The 15,496-nt window shown below is 64.4% G+C and carries 16 protein-coding genes and 1 tRNA gene; 2 read left to right on the plus strand and 15 right to left on the minus strand.

The genetic code is table 11. The features are described from left to right. Positions 1-14: 14 nt before the first annotated feature. The 9 genes from QD172_RS17165 to QD172_RS17205 all read right to left on the minus strand — a co-directional run bounded on the left by QD172_RS17165 (position 15) and on the right by QD172_RS17205 (position 10,178). Positions 15-1,190 carry an NAD-dependent epimerase/dehydratase family protein gene (locus QD172_RS17165; RefSeq protein WP_347882038.1) on the minus strand — a complete coding sequence of 392 codons (1,176 nt, stop codon included), beginning with the start codon at positions 1,188-1,190 and terminating at the stop codon, positions 15-17. Beyond that, positions 1,187-3,142, minus strand: coding sequence for a hypothetical protein (locus QD172_RS17170; RefSeq protein ID WP_279856354.1), 1,956 nt, complete (start codon positions 3,140-3,142; stop codon positions 1,187-1,189). Before QD172_RS17170 ends, QD172_RS17165 begins: the two co-directional genes overlap by 4 nt. Further along, a complete protein-coding gene (locus QD172_RS17175; protein WP_279856355.1) occupies positions 3,139-4,932 on the minus strand; it encodes a glycosyltransferase family 39 protein in 1,794 nt (597 codons plus the stop codon). The genes QD172_RS17170 and QD172_RS17175 overlap by 4 nt, the downstream gene beginning before the upstream one ends. Then, positions 4,929-5,402, minus strand: coding sequence for a lipid-A-disaccharide synthase N-terminal domain-containing protein (locus QD172_RS17180; RefSeq protein WP_279856356.1), 474 nt, complete (start codon positions 5,400-5,402; stop codon positions 4,929-4,931). Before QD172_RS17180 ends, QD172_RS17175 begins: the two co-directional genes overlap by 4 nt. After that, positions 5,402-6,373, minus strand: a complete 972-nt coding sequence (locus QD172_RS17185) for a glycosyltransferase family 2 protein (RefSeq protein ID WP_271302013.1) — start codon at positions 6,371-6,373, stop codon at positions 5,402-5,404. Before QD172_RS17185 ends, QD172_RS17180 begins: the two co-directional genes overlap by 1 nt. 253 nt (positions 6,374-6,626) lie before the next feature. Then, positions 6,627-7,817, minus strand: a complete 1,191-nt coding sequence (rlmF, locus tag QD172_RS17190) for a 23S rRNA (adenine(1618)-N(6))-methyltransferase RlmF (RefSeq protein WP_279856357.1) — start codon at positions 7,815-7,817, stop codon at positions 6,627-6,629. A gap of 235 nt (positions 7,818-8,052) precedes the next feature. Continuing rightward, a complete protein-coding gene (fhuF, locus tag QD172_RS17195) occupies positions 8,053-8,919 on the minus strand; it encodes a siderophore-iron reductase FhuF (RefSeq protein WP_271302011.1) in 867 nt (288 codons plus the stop codon). Between the two features lie 129 nt (positions 8,920-9,048). Next, complete coding sequence (locus tag QD172_RS17200) at positions 9,049-9,432, minus strand: DCC1-like thiol-disulfide oxidoreductase family protein (protein ID WP_279856358.1); 384 nt, start codon at positions 9,430-9,432, stop codon at positions 9,049-9,051. Between the two features lie 116 nt (positions 9,433-9,548). Continuing rightward, the gene (locus tag QD172_RS17205) at positions 9,549-10,178 is read right to left on the minus strand and encodes a RimK/LysX family protein (RefSeq protein ID WP_084208987.1); all 630 of its coding nucleotides are present in this window, start codon (positions 10,176-10,178) and stop codon (positions 9,549-9,551) included. A 303-nt stretch (positions 10,179-10,481) separates the two neighbouring features. On the opposite strand from QD172_RS17205, the gene QD172_RS17210 reads away from it, so the two are divergent. Next, entirely contained in the window at positions 10,482-11,168 is a 687-nt protein-coding gene (locus QD172_RS17210) for a DUF4396 domain-containing protein (RefSeq protein ID WP_084208988.1), read from the plus strand. Between the two features lie 223 nt (positions 11,169-11,391). Here QD172_RS17210 and QD172_RS17215 read toward each other — a convergent pair whose 3' ends face one another. The 6 genes from QD172_RS17215 to QD172_RS17240 form a co-directional block, all read right to left on the minus strand. Further along, a complete protein-coding gene (locus QD172_RS17215) occupies positions 11,392-12,120 on the minus strand; it encodes a YebC/PmpR family DNA-binding transcriptional regulator (RefSeq protein ID WP_077372806.1) in 729 nt (242 codons plus the stop codon). A 210-nt stretch (positions 12,121-12,330) separates the two neighbouring features. After that, positions 12,331-12,684 carry a TusE/DsrC/DsvC family sulfur relay protein gene (locus tag QD172_RS17220; protein WP_077372803.1) on the minus strand — a complete coding sequence of 118 codons (354 nt, stop codon included), beginning with the start codon at positions 12,682-12,684 and terminating at the stop codon, positions 12,331-12,333. A 78-nt stretch (positions 12,685-12,762) separates the two neighbouring features. Next, positions 12,763-13,053: a sulfurtransferase complex subunit TusB gene (gene tusB, locus QD172_RS17225; RefSeq protein WP_084208989.1), complete on the minus strand. Its 291-nt coding sequence runs from the start codon at positions 13,051-13,053 to the stop codon at positions 12,763-12,765. A 160-nt stretch (positions 13,054-13,213) separates the two neighbouring features. Further along, positions 13,214-13,642 carry a sulfurtransferase complex subunit TusC gene (gene tusC, locus QD172_RS17230; RefSeq protein ID WP_255317648.1) on the minus strand — a complete coding sequence of 143 codons (429 nt, stop codon included), beginning with the start codon at positions 13,640-13,642 and terminating at the stop codon, positions 13,214-13,216. A gap of 10 nt (positions 13,643-13,652) precedes the next feature. After that, positions 13,653-14,042, minus strand: coding sequence for a sulfurtransferase complex subunit TusD (gene tusD / locus QD172_RS17235; RefSeq protein ID WP_077372797.1), 390 nt, complete (start codon positions 14,040-14,042; stop codon positions 13,653-13,655). Between the two features lie 197 nt (positions 14,043-14,239). Further along, the gene (locus tag QD172_RS17240; protein WP_065392578.1) at positions 14,240-14,908 is read right to left on the minus strand and encodes a Bax inhibitor-1/YccA family protein; all 669 of its coding nucleotides are present in this window, start codon (positions 14,906-14,908) and stop codon (positions 14,240-14,242) included. A gap of 254 nt (positions 14,909-15,162) precedes the next feature. Here QD172_RS17240 and QD172_RS17245 point away from each other — a divergent pair. Beyond that, a tRNA-Ser gene (locus tag QD172_RS17245) sits at positions 15,163-15,253 on the plus strand. Positions 15,254-15,496: the final 243 nt, after the last annotated feature.

Consider the following 15,496-nt stretch of genomic DNA (forward strand, 5'->3'; position numbering starts at 1 on the left):
GCGTTGGAAACCCGTCAAGCCTTGAAGGGCGCTTCTGCACTGAAGGCCAGCCCCGCCGATGCCGGCGGTCTGATGCTCGTCATGCCGCGCAAGGTGCTCAAGTGCTGCGCCGTCAGGCCCCTCGCGGCTTCCGACGCCTCGTGCTCTCGCTCATCCTGCGTCTCGCTCAGCAGCGACGGATAGTGCCGCGCCCACTCGGCCAGCTCCTCAAGCCCCGTGGCAAGACTGACCACTGGCCGAAAGCCGGTCAGCGCCTGGAGTGCCGAGGTGTCAGCCCAGGTGCGCTCGACATCGCCCGGCTGCATCGGCAGCAGACGTCTTCGGGCCGTGATGCAAAGCGCCGCTTCCAATCCGTTGATGAAGTCTCCCAGCGCGATGGGCTCGCCACGGCCGAGATTGAGCACCCGTGACGGTGCCGCGCTGGACACCCGAGCGGGTGGCAGCGGCATGAGACGGAAGATGCCCTCCACGATGTCACTGACATGGGTGAAGTCACGTGCCATCTGCCCCCGGTTGTAGACATCGATCACCTCACCGGCCAGCAGCTTGCGCGCGAATCTCAGCGGCGCCATGTCCGGTCGGCCGCGCGCGCCATAGACGGTGAAGAAACGCAGCCCCGTCACCGGCATGCCATAGAGGTGCGAGTAACTGTAGGCCATCAGCTCATTGGCTCGCTTGGTGGCGGCATACAGCGACAGCGGCCGCTCCCCCACCTGGGCTTCCTGCAGAGGCTGAGCGGCGTCATCCCCGTAGACGGAGCTGCTGGAGGCGTAGAGCAGATGACTCGGACGCGCGGCACGGCACGCCTCGAGAAGGTTGACGAAGCCGACCAGATTGCTGTCGACGTAATCGAAGGGCTGGCTGATGGAATGCCGCACCCCGGCCTGGGCGGCCAGGTTGACGACCACCTCGAAGCCCTCGTCCTTCATCAAGGCGAGCAACGCCTCGCGCTCGACCAGATCCAGCGGCACGAAGCGGAAACTGCCCGGCCGGCGGCCATCGCCGCACTCTCCCGCACACTGGCTGGCCAGCGTCTCGAGGCGCGCCAGACGATGCCTCTTCAGCGCCAGCGGATAATAGGGATTGAGGTTGTCGAGTCCGACGACCTGCATGCCTTCCTGCAAAAGGCGCTCGCACAGCGCGGCGCCGATGAAGCCTGCGGCTCCCGTGACCAGAATCTTCATGCTCATTGTCTCTCCTGCGCGGACATGTCCCGCTTTGATGACGCGGACGGCAAGCCGCCCAACGCCGCTGCGGGAATCGTCATCACTCGATGGCGTCCCTGATGGAAGATCCGTGAGGTATCCGCCTTGCCATCCGCTGCCGCCTGACACCAGTCGCGCATGCCGGCCAGCGGGCCTTGCGTGCCTGGCAGACGCAGACACTTCTCCGCCTCGATCACCAGCCAGCCATCCGGATGCGCCGCCTGCCAGGCGCTAAGCGACCCTGCATCCCGCGTGAGCGTCTCCAGTGGCCGGGTCAGACGGCCGGTGAATTGCCAGGTCGCTTGATAGTCCCAGCCGACGACAGCCACCTGCTGGCCAGCCTGCTGTCGGCCATTGATCCATTGCGCGATGGCGGTCTGATCCAGACGCGGCCACAGCGGGCGCAATGTCAGGCTCAACAGACAGGTCACCAGCAACACGCTGCCCAGCACCAGACGGCGCTGCGCAATCAGGACGCCGTCGTGGCGGGTCTGCACACCCGACACCTGACGCGCACTGATTGCCCCAGACGTCGCGCTGGACGGCCACAGACCTGACATCAATGCCAGCAAGCCTGCGCCAGCCAGGAAACTCGACAGGCTGGTACTGCTTGAGGCCACCAGTGCAGAGTCCGCCGACCATCGTGCAAGGCCTGTCGGCGCCAGTGACGGCATCACGATGACCGCCAGTGCCAGACTGGCAACGCCCAGTCCACCACTTGTCATCGCCAGCAGCCGCAGCGCCCCATGAGCCGGTGGCTGGCGAAGCGCCGCCCAGGCCAGCAACAGGCTCAGCGGCACCAGCAGCGGCATCAGGTAATGCACCTGCTTGCCGGAGATGAGCGAGAAGATCAGCAGGCCACTCAGCGCCCAGACGCGTCCCAGCCTCAGCAATGGCTGCTCGGCCGTCGGCCGCTGGGCAATCGAGGCCAGAAAGCCTTCCAGCAGCAAACGCGGGCGCAGGCTGAACGGGAAGATCAACACCACAAGCCATGGCAGATACCACCACAGCGGCCGCGCATGATCCTGCGCGGCGACGACCCGATGCGCCGTCTGCCCCCACAGCAGGTCCTCCACGTAGCTGGCCGGCCCGGTGATGACGGCGGGCAGCAACCACACGCACAGCACCACGAGACCCAGCAGCAGACTCATTCCCCAGCCGCGCCACTCGCCGGCCCAGACCTGGCGGGCCTTCGCCTGAGTCCACCAGGGGCGCGAGCCGACCACCACAGCAAACCACAACAGCGCCACCGGCCCCTTGGCCAGCAGGGCAAGTCCCAGCCACAGCCCACTCTCCGCCACTGCCTTCCAAGGCAAGGGCTGAGCCCCCAGCGGCGAACACCAGGGCCGCAGCGCCCCCAGCAGACAGGTGGTCAGCAGTACATCGAACATCAAGGCCTGGCTGTAGAGCATCCACATCAGGCAACCGGCGAGCGTCCAGCGGGTCAGAGAGACCCACTGCTCACGCATCTGCCATTCATCGCCCTCCCCCGCGGCCACCGGCCACAGGGTGCGAGCGACGCGTCCCAGCTGCCAGATCCCCAGCAGACTGACCAGCGGCATCAGCACTTTCGGCCAGACTTCATTGACCCCGAAGACCGCCCAGCCGGCGTGGATCAACCAGAACAACAGCACCGGCTTGTCCGCGTAGGGAGCGCCATTCATGCTCGAGACGAACCAGTGACCGGAATGCCACATCTCCCACGCCACCGAGACATAGCGGGTTTCATCGATGGGCAGATAGGGTCGCGCCAGCGCTCCTGCCATCAGCAGGGTCAGCCACAGTGCCCAGCACAGCCGCTCGCTGGCACACAGGTTGGCCCCTGAGCTGACGGCGCTTTCGGCCAGCGCCATCGCCTTGCGCCAGCGGCCAGCCCGGGTGGCGGGCTCCGTCTCGCTGCGTTTGATCACACGTGAGCGGGGTGCCTGACGTTTCATGGGCGGGCCTCCGTCATCACGTCATGGCGCCCGGGGAGACCGATCAACCGCGCCGCCTCCTCGGAGACCGAGGTCGGCGCCAGATACATCGGCGCGGCATCGGCATCGCCACGACACGCCAGCGCCGCTCCTCCGGGCAGCAGGGCCCAATGTTCATCCGGTTCACTCAGCGTGATGGCCTGCGTCGCCTCCAGGCAGGCATGCCGCTTGAGCATCCTGGGAGTCATCAGGGCCCAGCGATGCTGCGGCGCCGCTTGCAGCCAGGCATACAGCCGCGAGAACTGGTCCGCCTCCGACGTCTTGTAGCCGAAGTGCCATAGCGGCTGGCGCGCCTGCAGGAGGTACTGCTCCCGGAAGTCAGGGATCGCCAGCGCCTGGTGATCACTTTGCTTGGCGACCTGAGCCATCAGTGCCGCCGGATTGCGCACCGGGTCCATCAGTCGCGCGCCCCAGGTCCCCCACAGGACCCAGAAGACCACCAGCCAGCTGCCCAGCGCGAGCAGGCCACCACGCGGTTTCCACCACGCGCACAGCGCCACGCCAGCCCCACCCAGAAGCCCCCACCATCCCCAGGGCACCAGGCCTTCCTGCTCGGCAAGCCTCGTCAATGCCGGAAGTCCAGCGGCCCCCAGCAGTGCCGCGCCCAGAAAGATGCCGGCAAGTCCCGCGCACAGCACGAAGGCCAGCCAGGCGACATGCCGCTTTCTGGACAGGCCGGGCAACAAGGGCGCCAGACCGACCACCAGCAGCGGCAGCGCCGGCAGGAGGTAGACGCCCCGCTTGCCGGGAGACAGCGAGAAGAACACCACGATCAAGACCGCACCGCTCAACGGCAGCCAGACGCGCAGATCACGACGCCACAAGCGGGTGGCGAGTGCCTTCGGCCACCAGGGCAGCGTCAACAGCAGCGGCATCCACGCCCAGGGAATCACTTGGGTCAGGAAGTAGTGCCAGGGCTTGAGGTGGTGCCAGCTGTCGGCGTAGCGCTCGGCGGTCTGCTTGAGCAGGATATTGTCGCGATAGGCTGCCAGCTCCGGGTCGGCAGAGAGCAGCGACATCACCAGCATCGGCCCGACCCAGGCCAGTGGTGCTGCCAGCAACCAGCAGAGCCCGATCAACAGCTCACGCCAGGACAGCTGACCGGCACGCTGGCCACCGCTGCGCCAGCGCGACGCTCGGCGCATGGCCAGCAGCCAGAACGGTAACATCAGGAGCGGCAGGAAGCCGACTCCCTTGGTGATGATGCCCAGTCCCATCGCGAAACAGCCAAGATGGAAGTAGCGCACACCATCATCGAGCAGTGCATGGCGCAGCATCCCCCAGCAGCCGAGCATGATGAAGGCGGTGACCAGCATGTCGATCTGCGCGGTACGTGCCTGCAGCACGAACTGCAGCGTGGCGATCAGCCACAGGCCGGCGATGAAGGCGACGCGCTTCCCGTGCAGGCGACGGATCAGGTCCACGCTCAGCGCCAGCGTCACCACCCCGGCGACCAGCGACGGCAAGGCGAAGCCGATGCGAATGTCGCCACTCACGCCGGTGGCCAGGCCACTGAGCCACATGAAGATCGGCGGCTTGTCGGGATAAAGCTCTCCCCCGCGATGCGGCAGCCACCAGTGGCCGGTGACCCACATCTCGAGACCGTTGAGCGCGAAGCGTGGCTCATCCGCCGGCCAGGGCATGCGCATGCCGAGCCCGATGGCCGACACCAGCAGATACAGCAGCGCAAGGCTCCACCAGGGGTGACGGGCGAGGCGTTGATAGAGACGGGCTTGAAGCATCATCGTCATGCGCACGATGCCTTGTGCCGAGCACTTCGTGCCTCGAGTCGCGCCACCTCATGGGTGAGCCGGGCATTCTCCTCCGCGAGTCGAGCGTGTTCGGCCCGCAGCCGACTGTCGCCGGCCGCGAGGGGTGAGCCCTCCGGCTCGCAGGCCTTTGAGGAAGCGGTGGGCTTCTCGACGCTCGATGCATCGTCACTGGCCGCCTGCTGGCGTGAGGCGCGGTCCCGCTTGATCAGGCTCAGGTTGCGCAGATAGATGAGGAGTCCGGCCCCCTGGCCGGCGATGAACACCGGATCCTGGCGATGGATGGCATACGCCAGCAAGGTCATGCCGCCTGCCAGCGAGAACCACCAGAAGGCGCGCGGCACGATGGAACGACGCGCCTTCTCGCTGGCCAGCCACTGGATGATGAAGCGCGCCGAGAACAGCGCCTGACCACCGAAGCCGAGGGCCACCCACCACGGATTGACATCCATCAGTGTGCTCCCCGCGCCACGCCGGCGTGAGGTGTGGCGATGCCAGAGAGATCGACCGCCCCAGTCGCCCTGCCGGTATCGATCCCCGACATGTCTCTGGCGGCATGTTCGCCGACTTCCGATACATCACGGCTTCTGCAGGCGGGATGGAGCGCGACCTCCAGCGGCGACAGCGTCTCACTGACGGCATTGCCGGAGAGATTCTGCAGCGGCGAGGGCAGGCGCGAGCGACGTACCAGCCACATCACGCCGATGATGTCGCTGATACCGACCCACAATCGATCGAAGAAGCCGTACTTGGAAACCCCGGCGACACGCTCACGATGGCGCACCGGCAAGGACTGCACCTTGCCGCCCTGGGCCCGCACCAACGCAGGCAGGAAACGGTGCATGTGATCGAAATACGGCAGACGCAGGAAGACGTCACGACGTGTGACCTTGATGCCGCAGCCGGTATCCGGCGTATCGTCATGCAGCAGCGCCTGGCGGATGGCATTGGCCAGCCGCGAGGACACGCGCTTGACGGCGTCATCGCGGCGTTCGGTGCGATGCCCCGCCACCATGTCCAGTCCCTCGAGACTGGCCAGTGACAGCATGTCCGGCAGGTCTGCCGGGTCGTTCTGGCCATCACCATCCAGGGTCGCCAGCCATTCGCCACGCGCCAGACGTGCGGCCTGCCACAAAGAGGTGCTCTGCCCGAAACTGGTGTCATGGTGATAGGGACGCAGCCGCGAATCTTCCAGGGCTGCCTGCGTGAGCCAGCGCCAGCTGTCATCGCTGGAGCCATCATCGACCACGATGATCTCGTAACGCCGACCGGCGAGTGCCGCATGCACCTCGGCGATCAGCTTCGGCAGGTTGTCTCGCTCATCACGCCCGGGTATCAGCACCGAAATCCCCTCGCTCGAGGAATCCTCCTGTGCTGACACATGCGGTGAGCTGGGGGTGGGCATTGCGGTTGAGGACGGCATGGAACGGCTCCTGGCGAGGATGGGGCGTAGAACATGACGGCCAGTTGCCGATGCCCCTGTTGATCTGGGCAGGCAGGCCGCGCGTTGCAGCAGAGACTGCGCGCGAACCATTAAGACAGCATTAAGTGAGGCTCAGATGACACCCGCCAATGCAGAAAGCCCCCGTCGCGCGGGGCGACGAGGGCTTCCTCAAGGGTCCATGATGCTGCCGGAGACTGTGCTGCAAAGGCCTCGGCGAGAGCCGGCGTCAAGGTCAGTCGTGATTCTGCCAGTGGTCCCGCCCCCACTGCCGGCGCTCGGCCGGCGTCAAGAATGACCAGACCACACAGCGACTGATCTTCTGTCCCTGGGACATCTCGATCACCCGCACCTCGCTGGCACCGCTTGCCGCCAGTGCCTGCTTGATCCCCGGCATACTGCTGGCATGCGCCACCAGCGAGCTGAACCACAGACAGCGCGACGCCACGTCACGACTCTCGCTGACCATGCGCGTCACGAAGGCTTCCTCTCCTCCCGGACACCAGAGTTCGGCCGCCTGACCTGCGAAATTCAGCGCGGGTGCCGACTGGGCGCTGTGTCGGCGAGACCTGTCGACCCTGGACCTGTCGTCACCAGCCCGCTCCTGGCGAGTCCTGCCATTGCGCGAGGCATTGCCGCGCTGCTGGCGCGACTTGTCCAGCCCCCGCCATTTGCGCTGCGCTTCACGCGCCATGTCAGCTTCGCTGGCATGGAATGGTGGATTGCACAGCACCAGATCGAAGCGTTCCGCCTGCCCCCAGAGCCCGGCGAAGAGCGCACGCCGATCCCGTTGCAGACGCAGCTCGATCTGACCACGCAGCACCACATTGGCCATCACGTTGCGGTGGGCCGATTCCAGCGCCGTGGCGCTGATGTCACTGCCGACCATCTGCCAGCCGAAGCTGCGATTGGCCAGCAACGGATAGATGACATTCGCACCGACACCGACATCCAGCGCCCTGACTCGCTCCCCCGGGGGCAACTGCCCCCGCCCGTTGGCCTCGACCAGCAGGTCCGCCAGATAGTGCAGATAGTCGGCCCGGCCGGGAATCGGCGGACATAGATAGCCCGCGGGAATGTCCCAGTCGCTCACCCCGTAGTGATGACGGAGCAAGGCGCGATTGAGGGCCTTGACGGCCATCGGGTCCGAGAAATCGATCGAGGCGTTGCCGCCCGGTGTCGTGATGAGAAAGGCCGCCAGTTCCGGGCTGACCCGAGTCAGCGCCGACATGTCATAACGCCCCCGATGGGGATTGCGCGGGTGCAGCTCTCCCTTGCGGGCCGGCATCACCTTGACGGGCGCCGCGTTGGAGGTGGCGGGCTTCCCTCGGGAGGCCGGCTGCCGCCTGGCGGGCGAATCGTGTCGGAAAGAGGCATCGGACTTGGACGGGGAAGCACCGCGTGGGCGGCGCGAAGAGGAGGACATGACGACATACCAGGCAATGACGGGACCCACCATCTTACCAGAGGGCGCAGTGACAGGCGGCTACCCTCGGGCAACTTTGCCCACCGCAGACGTCCTGTGCTTGGAAAACGCCCATGGGAGGACGTTCACGGTGAGAATTCACCACCATCCGGCGGGAGCCGCGAGAGCTGCGAGAGCCACAAGTGCGATAAGCGAGGGCCCGCCAGACGAGACGCGGCTCAACCAGGGTCACCGCTCAACCAAGGTCACTGCCGATCAGTGCCCCACGCGCGTTGGCACGCTGGTCGACTCGGCGCGCCTGGGCACGGCGTGCCGTGGGACGCTCGATGGCCAGCGGGCAATTGCTGCAATAGCCAAGGCATTCGATACGGTAACGCACGCAGCATACCTTGCGGGGCACATGCCGTTCGCCATGGCGGTCCATCACCTCGCTGACCGGCTGATACAGCGGATTGCGCCGCCCGTCCGCCAGCACCCTGGTCGCCATCAGCTGACGTGCCGGCGCGGCCTGCGCGACCCACCCCTGCTCCTCCAGCATGCCGACGATGTACACGAAGTAATGTGCCGCGTTGCTCCAGAAGACCTTGGGACCCAGCGGGGTATGCGGCACGAGGCGCTCAATGACGGCCTCGAGATGTGCCAGATAGCCCTGGAAGCGCACCTGCAGCCGCGCCTCCTCCTCTGCCGCCGCGATATCCGCCGTGAGGCTGACGCCCTGACCTGCCGCGTCATCGAGTATCAGCTGGGTGACCACACCATGCTCGCCAAGGCGCAGCGAGAGATGGCGCAGCTCCAGCGGCAGTTGATGATCGAGCAGCAGATTGGCCGCCAGCGGCAGCGATACCATCGAGGACAACAGGTACTTGGACCACTGGGAAAGCAGTGCCCGCTCATCCGGTGCCTCCGCGCCCTGCTGCCCCTCGTACTGCATGCCATGTGCGGCGATGCAGGCCGAAAGCCAGCCGGGGCTGAGCACATCACGTGCCGGCACGACACGGTCCAGCGATGACTCGCCACCTGCCTGCGCCTGAGCGCTGGTAGTGATCAGGTCCCGATAGGCAACCATCGGACCGGCAAAGAGCGGGGAAAGCGCGTCGATCATCGGTAGGCTCGCAGACATGAGGAGACGGACGGTGCCTCACATACTAACGAAAACTATTAGCATTTGCATATCAAAAAAGCGTGATGGACCACAGACGTATCTTCCCTCTCTCGCCAAGCCTGCCGCCCGTCAGAGCCTGCCATCCCGGCATAGCCGACGCCTGACCCAGGCGTCATAGAGACGGGTCAAGGTCGGCTCGATCAGCGGACGAGTGATCAACCACCCCAGCCAGGCAAGGCCGGGGAGGCGGGCCAGCAGCAGACGGTACGCCGGCATGCCATCGCAGATCCGCTCATCGGCCGTCTCGACATGCAATGACAGCAGCGCGCGCTGCAGGGGAATGCCCCGCGCGGCGAGACGCTCGGCATGCTCCGTCGCATCCCACCACTCGACGCCAGCATCGTGGCGCGACAGTCGCTCATAGCGTGCACGCTCACGCTGACATACGGGACAGCGTGCATCGTAGTAGACCTTGAGGGCCGCCCGAGACGGCGGCCGGGCGGAATCCGACATGCTCTGGCTCTCCGGGGGGATGAATGTCAGCGTCTGGCCATCAGGGCTGCTGATCAGAGCTGGCGATCAGGGCTGGTGATCGGGGCCGGTGATCGGGGCTGGCGCAGGGCCACGGCTCAGGAAGCCGCGCCGATCCGCTCGGAATACTGCTTGTCTTCATAGCGATGCAGCGGCGCATCCTCGCCACAGTCCGGCGTGGTCTGGAAGGTCTTGCGCACGTCGAGCACGCCCAGGCTCTGGATGGTGCGACGCCCCAGCAGTACCGGGTAATTCATGCCATCACGATCCCGCAGACTGAACTGCTCCTCGTAACGTTCGCCCCCCATGCACAGGGTCATCAGGACCACCGGGCGCGTATCACGTCCGCCGGCACCGGAGACGGTCAGGTCACGATAGAGCGGGCGCTCGAAGGAATTCTCGACCATGTCGCCGCTGGCCTCATCCTCGACCTCCACGTCAAAGCGCACCCATTCCTCGTCGTCACGCGTGAACGTCTCGATGTTCTCGGCGTGCATCGAGGATGTCAGCGCGCCGCTGTCCAGCTTGGCCTTGACCAGCACGCCCCAGGGCTCGATGGTCGCCTTCTCCACCCAGCCGAAGACCTTGTCCTCCTCGGCCTGAGCCGCCGTTGGCAATGCCAGCGAGGCGATCAGCCCGAGCCCGGCAGCCCCGGCAAATTGACGGGTGACGCGCGAAAGAGAGCGTGAAAGAGAACGTGAAAGAAAGGTAGCAGCGTGTCTCGACATCGTGACTCCTGATAAAGGTGGCGACATTGCCAGCGCAACGTCCAACATCTTTCACCATGGAGGTTTGCACCAAGGTTAACAAGCCATGAGAGCACCACATGACATGTCATCGCGCCGCTACGTTGCGTTTGTGCTCCCTTGATCTCGCGCGCCTTGTCCATCAGGTATCACTGAGTGCCCGGGCATTGCCTCGCTGAGATCGCCTTGCTGAGATCGCCTTGCTGAGATCAGCGCCATGTCATCACTGCAGGAACACCGGCGCCGGGCCATCCCATCAGAATGCCCGATACGACAGGAGGTCCCATGCAATCCGCGCTGCGTGATCTACTTTCCGACTGGAGCCTGTTTCTCGGCTGGTTACTGCTCATGCTGCCGTCACTGGTCTGGGTCCTGCGTGACCTGACGACCAGCAATGCCCATCTGGCGCCGATGATGAAGTGGGTCTGGGGGCTGACCACGCTGTACTCCGGAATAGTGGGCCTTCTCGTCTATCGCTTTGCCGGGCGCCGCCAGATCGCGGACAACCGTGATGCACGCAAGGGACTGAGAAGCGTCGCGCACTGCTATTCGGGCTGTGGACTCGGGGAGTTCGTGGGGGTTGTGCTGGCGGTGGGTCTGCTGGCACTGGGCAACTTCGCGACGGCGATCATCACCTTCCTCTTCGCCTACCTGTTCGGCTTCCTGCTGACCGTCGGCCCGATGCTTCAGGCCGGCAGCGATGACAAGCGCAAGGTCATCCAGGATGCGTTCAGAAGCGAGACCGCCTCGATCTTCGTCATGGAGCTGGTGGCCATCTCGGTCGACCTGTGGCTGGGAGGCAGATCAGGCATGCATGACGCCCTGTTCTGGAATTCGATGGTCATCTCGCTGAGCCTTGGCCTGCTCGCCGCCTGGCCCGTCAATGTCTGGCTGGTGAAGCGTGGCATCAAGGGAGGCATGGCCGACCCACGCGAGACGGACCCGCATGCCCAGCATCACGCGCACTGCTGAGCCAGTCGCCGTGATGGTGGCTTGGTCTGCACTGCCCTCACGCTTTCCTCGTGCTGCTCTTGCGACGATCTCGCCTCGCTTTCTTGAACGTACCGCTTCCTTGAACGTACCGCCTTCTTGAAAGAGCAGACAGGAAAAGGCCCCGCCGGGGAAACCGGCGGGGCCTTGCGGGCTATCGTCTCAATGGCTCATGCCACGGGACCTGCCTTGATGCACAGCTCGATCAGACGAACTCGCCATTGTGATGGACCTGCTGCACGTCTTCGCAATCGTCCAGCATCTCGAGCATCTTGTTGAGCAGCTCGGCGTCGTCACCGCTGACCTCGGTGTGGATCTGCGGGATGAAGCTGATCTCGTCGACTTCGAAATCAAGGTCTTCCCCGAAGAGATCGGTCAGTGCGCCCTTGGCCTTGAAGTGCTCGGTGGTCGGCGTCAACACGGTGATGATGCCGTCATCCAGCTCGATGTCGCTGACATCGACGTCAGCTTCCATCAGTGCCTCGAGCACCTTCTCCTCGTCGTCTTCCGCACCCTTGAAGGACAGGATGGCGCGGTGATCGAACATGTGCGAGACCGAACCCTGGGCGCCCAGCTTGCCCTTGCCCTTGTTGAAGCAGGTACGCACTTCACCGAAGGTACGGTTGTTGTTGTCGGTCAGGCAATCGACGATGACCATGACATTGCCCGGACCGAAACCTTCATAGCGGGCCAGCGCGAAATCTTCACCGCCGGCGCCCTTGGCCTTGTCGATGGCCTTGTCGATGACGTGAGTCGGCACCTGATCCTTCTTGGCCTTCTCGATCAGACGACGCAGGCTCAGGTTACCGTTGGGGTCGACACCACCGCTCTTGGCCGAGACGTAGATCTCGCGTCCGTAGCGTGAATATACGCGCGCCTTGTTGAGTGAAGTACGCGCCATTGACTCTTTACGGTTCTGGAATGCTCTTCCCATGCAAGTCGACTCTTGTCCGCCTGAATTCAAATGCCCTTGCGATCGTGTCGCGGGACCTGATGCACCGCCGCCACCTGGCCGCGATGCATTGCTGCAGGGGATAGTAACGCAGACCGCGCTCTGCGTCGCCATCGCGCCGCCCTGCTCGGCGCGGACTTGAGGGTTGTGTGCATGTGCCCGGCGCGATTGTCGGCGCGGCAAGGCACTGCCTCACAGGCAGTTGGTCGGCTTGGGCAGTCCTGCCAGGCGCGCGCCCACCTTGGGGGGGCTGTCTGGAAACAGGCGCATCAGATGCAGCGAGCGCCCCTTTTCCGGCCCGAAGCGCTGGGTCATCGCCTTGGTCAGCGGCCGCATGGCCGGGGAAAGCGAGAAACGCTGATAGAAATCCCGCAATACCTCGATGACCTCCCAGTGTTCGGGGGTCAACTCACGGCCTTCTTCCGCCGCCAGCCGCTCGGCCAGCGCAGGGCTCCAGTCCTCGAGATCCACCAGATACCCCTCGGCATCCAGACCGATCTCACGTCCGTCGAGAGAAAGCGTACGTACCGTTTCACTGCTGGCCATTGCTCATCCTGATGTTTCGTTCCACTCAAGAAATGACATGCGACATGTCTGTCCGGCTGACGTGACACATCGCGCCGCTCAGAACCAGGAGATCGTCTTGTCCGCGGCCTCGGTCAGCGCGACGAAGCCATCCACGTCCACCACGATCACGCTCGCGCTACAACGGCCCGACAGGCCACGTGACTCGAGATCCTCACGCAAGGCGAACAGACGCCCTTCCAGGCCGACGAAATAGTGCTCCGCGCCAGCCAATGCGCCGTTGACACCATCCTCGATCAGCAGCAGCTGGTCCTCGGGCCCCATGGCATTGAGCGCATCATCCAGAATGCGACTGGAAAATGGCGAGCGATTGAGAAGATGAAGATTCATGCAATTATCCAGTCAAGGGAGGCAGGAGTGCGCGGGACAGAGACGCGCCTGCGAAAGGCGTGAGCCGCACGCCCGCCAGTGCGATCTTGCGCCCGAAGCGCGAGCGCGAGGGTGATGATGGCGGAGCATACCAGCCGCACGCCCGGGCGTCAGGCAGGCCTCAGAAGCTCAAGACCCGCGAGAAGGCGCCGGTCAGCGCCACGATATCGTCGTGCTCCATCAGGGTCACCGGCAACAAGGCGATATCCTCGACGCTCAGGCCCCGTGCGCGCAGGGCGGCGGCATCCACATAACAGCGCTGGACATCGTACATGTCCAGCGCTGCCAGGAGATTGTCACTGCCCTTCTGCCCCAGCGCGCCCGGTTGCTGGCCTTCCAGCAGGGCCAATACGCCATCCCCACTGAACAGCAACCCGACCTCGCGCCCGAAGGCCGCCGCGACCATCGCCGCCTCCAGCCCCTCGCGCAGCCAGCTGCTGCCATGCGGCGCGTGACGCAACAGGATCAACAGATCGCCCGGCGCGAGGTCATCGCTCACCTGCCCAAGGTCGGCAGCGTGCGTCGCTGTCTGTGACATCGCATCACTCATGGTGCTCTCCTCAGGCGAAGGTGATCAGGTGGTCATTCTCGAGCGTGGCTTCCACCAGCTGCCCGAGTCCGGTCAACTCGAAGGGCGCCTCGAGGGTCGCCCCCTGCTTGCCGTGTCGCGCGGCTTCACGCTCATCGAGCATGCCACGCCTGAGCCCGGCTGCCACGCACACCTGCAGACGGGTCTCGCCCTGCTCCGCCAGCGCGATCCAGCGGTCCCGCAGATGTGGCTCATCCTGAGGAGGTGCCATCATCGTCGCCGCGTTGTAGACGCCGTCGTGATAGAAGAACACCGTGCTCAGACGATGCCCGCGGGCCAGCAACGCCTCGGCGAAGCGCAGGGCCGAATGACTGGCCTGCTGACTGTAGGGACCGCCGTAGACGGCCAGAGCGTAACGCATGTGAACCTCGAGTCGGCTGCGCATTGAGGGCGACATTCTAGCGCGAGTGGTGGCATCTGTCAGAGCCCCGCATCGCCACCACCGCCGCCGCGACGTACCGCCGTTCCCTGTCACCGCGCCGTGTCCATGCCCCACAACGCAACGACCCCGCCGAGGCGGGGTCGTTGATGCAAGGCTTGCGGGGTAGCGTCTGACGATCAATCGTCGGATGCAAAGCCCAGCAGCGCCAGCAGGCTGACGAACATGTTGTAGATGGAGACGTACAGGCTGACCGTCGCCAGCAGATAGTTGGTCTGCCCGCCATGGATGATCTGGCTGGTCTCGAACAGGATCGCCGCGGAGGCGAACAGCACGAAGCCGGCCGATACTGCCAGCGCCAGACCACTGATGTTGAAGATCATCGCCGCCAGCATCGCCAGAATCAGCACGATGGCACCCGCGAACAGGAAGTTGCCAAGGAACGAGAAGTCCTTGCGCGTCACCAGTGCGACCGCGGACAGACCGGCAAAGGTGATGCCTGTCATGCCGAGTGCCGTCATCACCAGCTGAGCGCCGTTGGGCATGCTCAGGTAGGCATTGAGCACCGGGCCGAGCGTGAAGCCCATGAAGCCGGTGAAGGCGAAGGTCGCGAAGATGCCGGCGGTGGAATTCGCGGTCTTGTGGACCAGGAACATCAGACCGTAGGCACCGATCAGCAGCACGAAGATGTTCATGCGGCCCACGCCCATGCTCATCGCCACGCCAGCGGTGAGCGCAGAGAACAGCAGCGTCATCGCCAGCATCATGTAAGTGTTGCGCAGTACCCGGTGGGTACTGAGTGAGCGGCTCGCGGTATCCTGCGAGACCTGCCAGGAGCTGTTAGCCATGGTGTCTATCCTCAGGTTGCTACGATGGATGCATCGAATTGACCCCAGCATGCCCGTCGGGGTTTCCCTAATCAAGAGACAGGACGATGAAAAGCCCGTTTCATGCAACTATCCAGCGCGCAAAAGGCAACCTCATCCTCACTCTCCCCGCACAGTGTGGCACTCGCTACCTTTCAAGCATCTGAACGGAAAGGAAATTTACCCCAAGTCCTTGACGCGGCCAGAGAAATCCGTAGTATTTCATCCCGTGAGTCGGAGGGATGGCAGAGCGGTTGAATGCACCGGTCTTGAAAACCGGCGTAGGTTAATAGCCTACCCAGGGTTCGAATCCCTGTCCCTCCACCACCTTGATTCCGAAAGCCCCGTCTACTTCAGGTAGGCGGGGCTTTTTCGTGCTCGCCCTGTCGCCTGGCAGCCGGCAGCGCTCAAGAGGCGTTTGATGATCACCGCAAGTGATTGTCCGCGATGGCTTTTCCGAAGATTTTTCTTCGCCCACCTCTTGCTATTCTCATCAATTTCGGTAGTATTTCGCTCCGTGAGTCGGAGGGATGGCAGAGCGGTTGAATGCACCGGTCTTGAAAACCGGCG

Origin of the sequence: Cobetia sp. 10Alg 146, assembly GCF_029846385.1 — a bacterium.
Classification (GTDB): Bacteria; Pseudomonadota; Gammaproteobacteria; order Pseudomonadales; family Halomonadaceae; genus Cobetia; species Cobetia marina.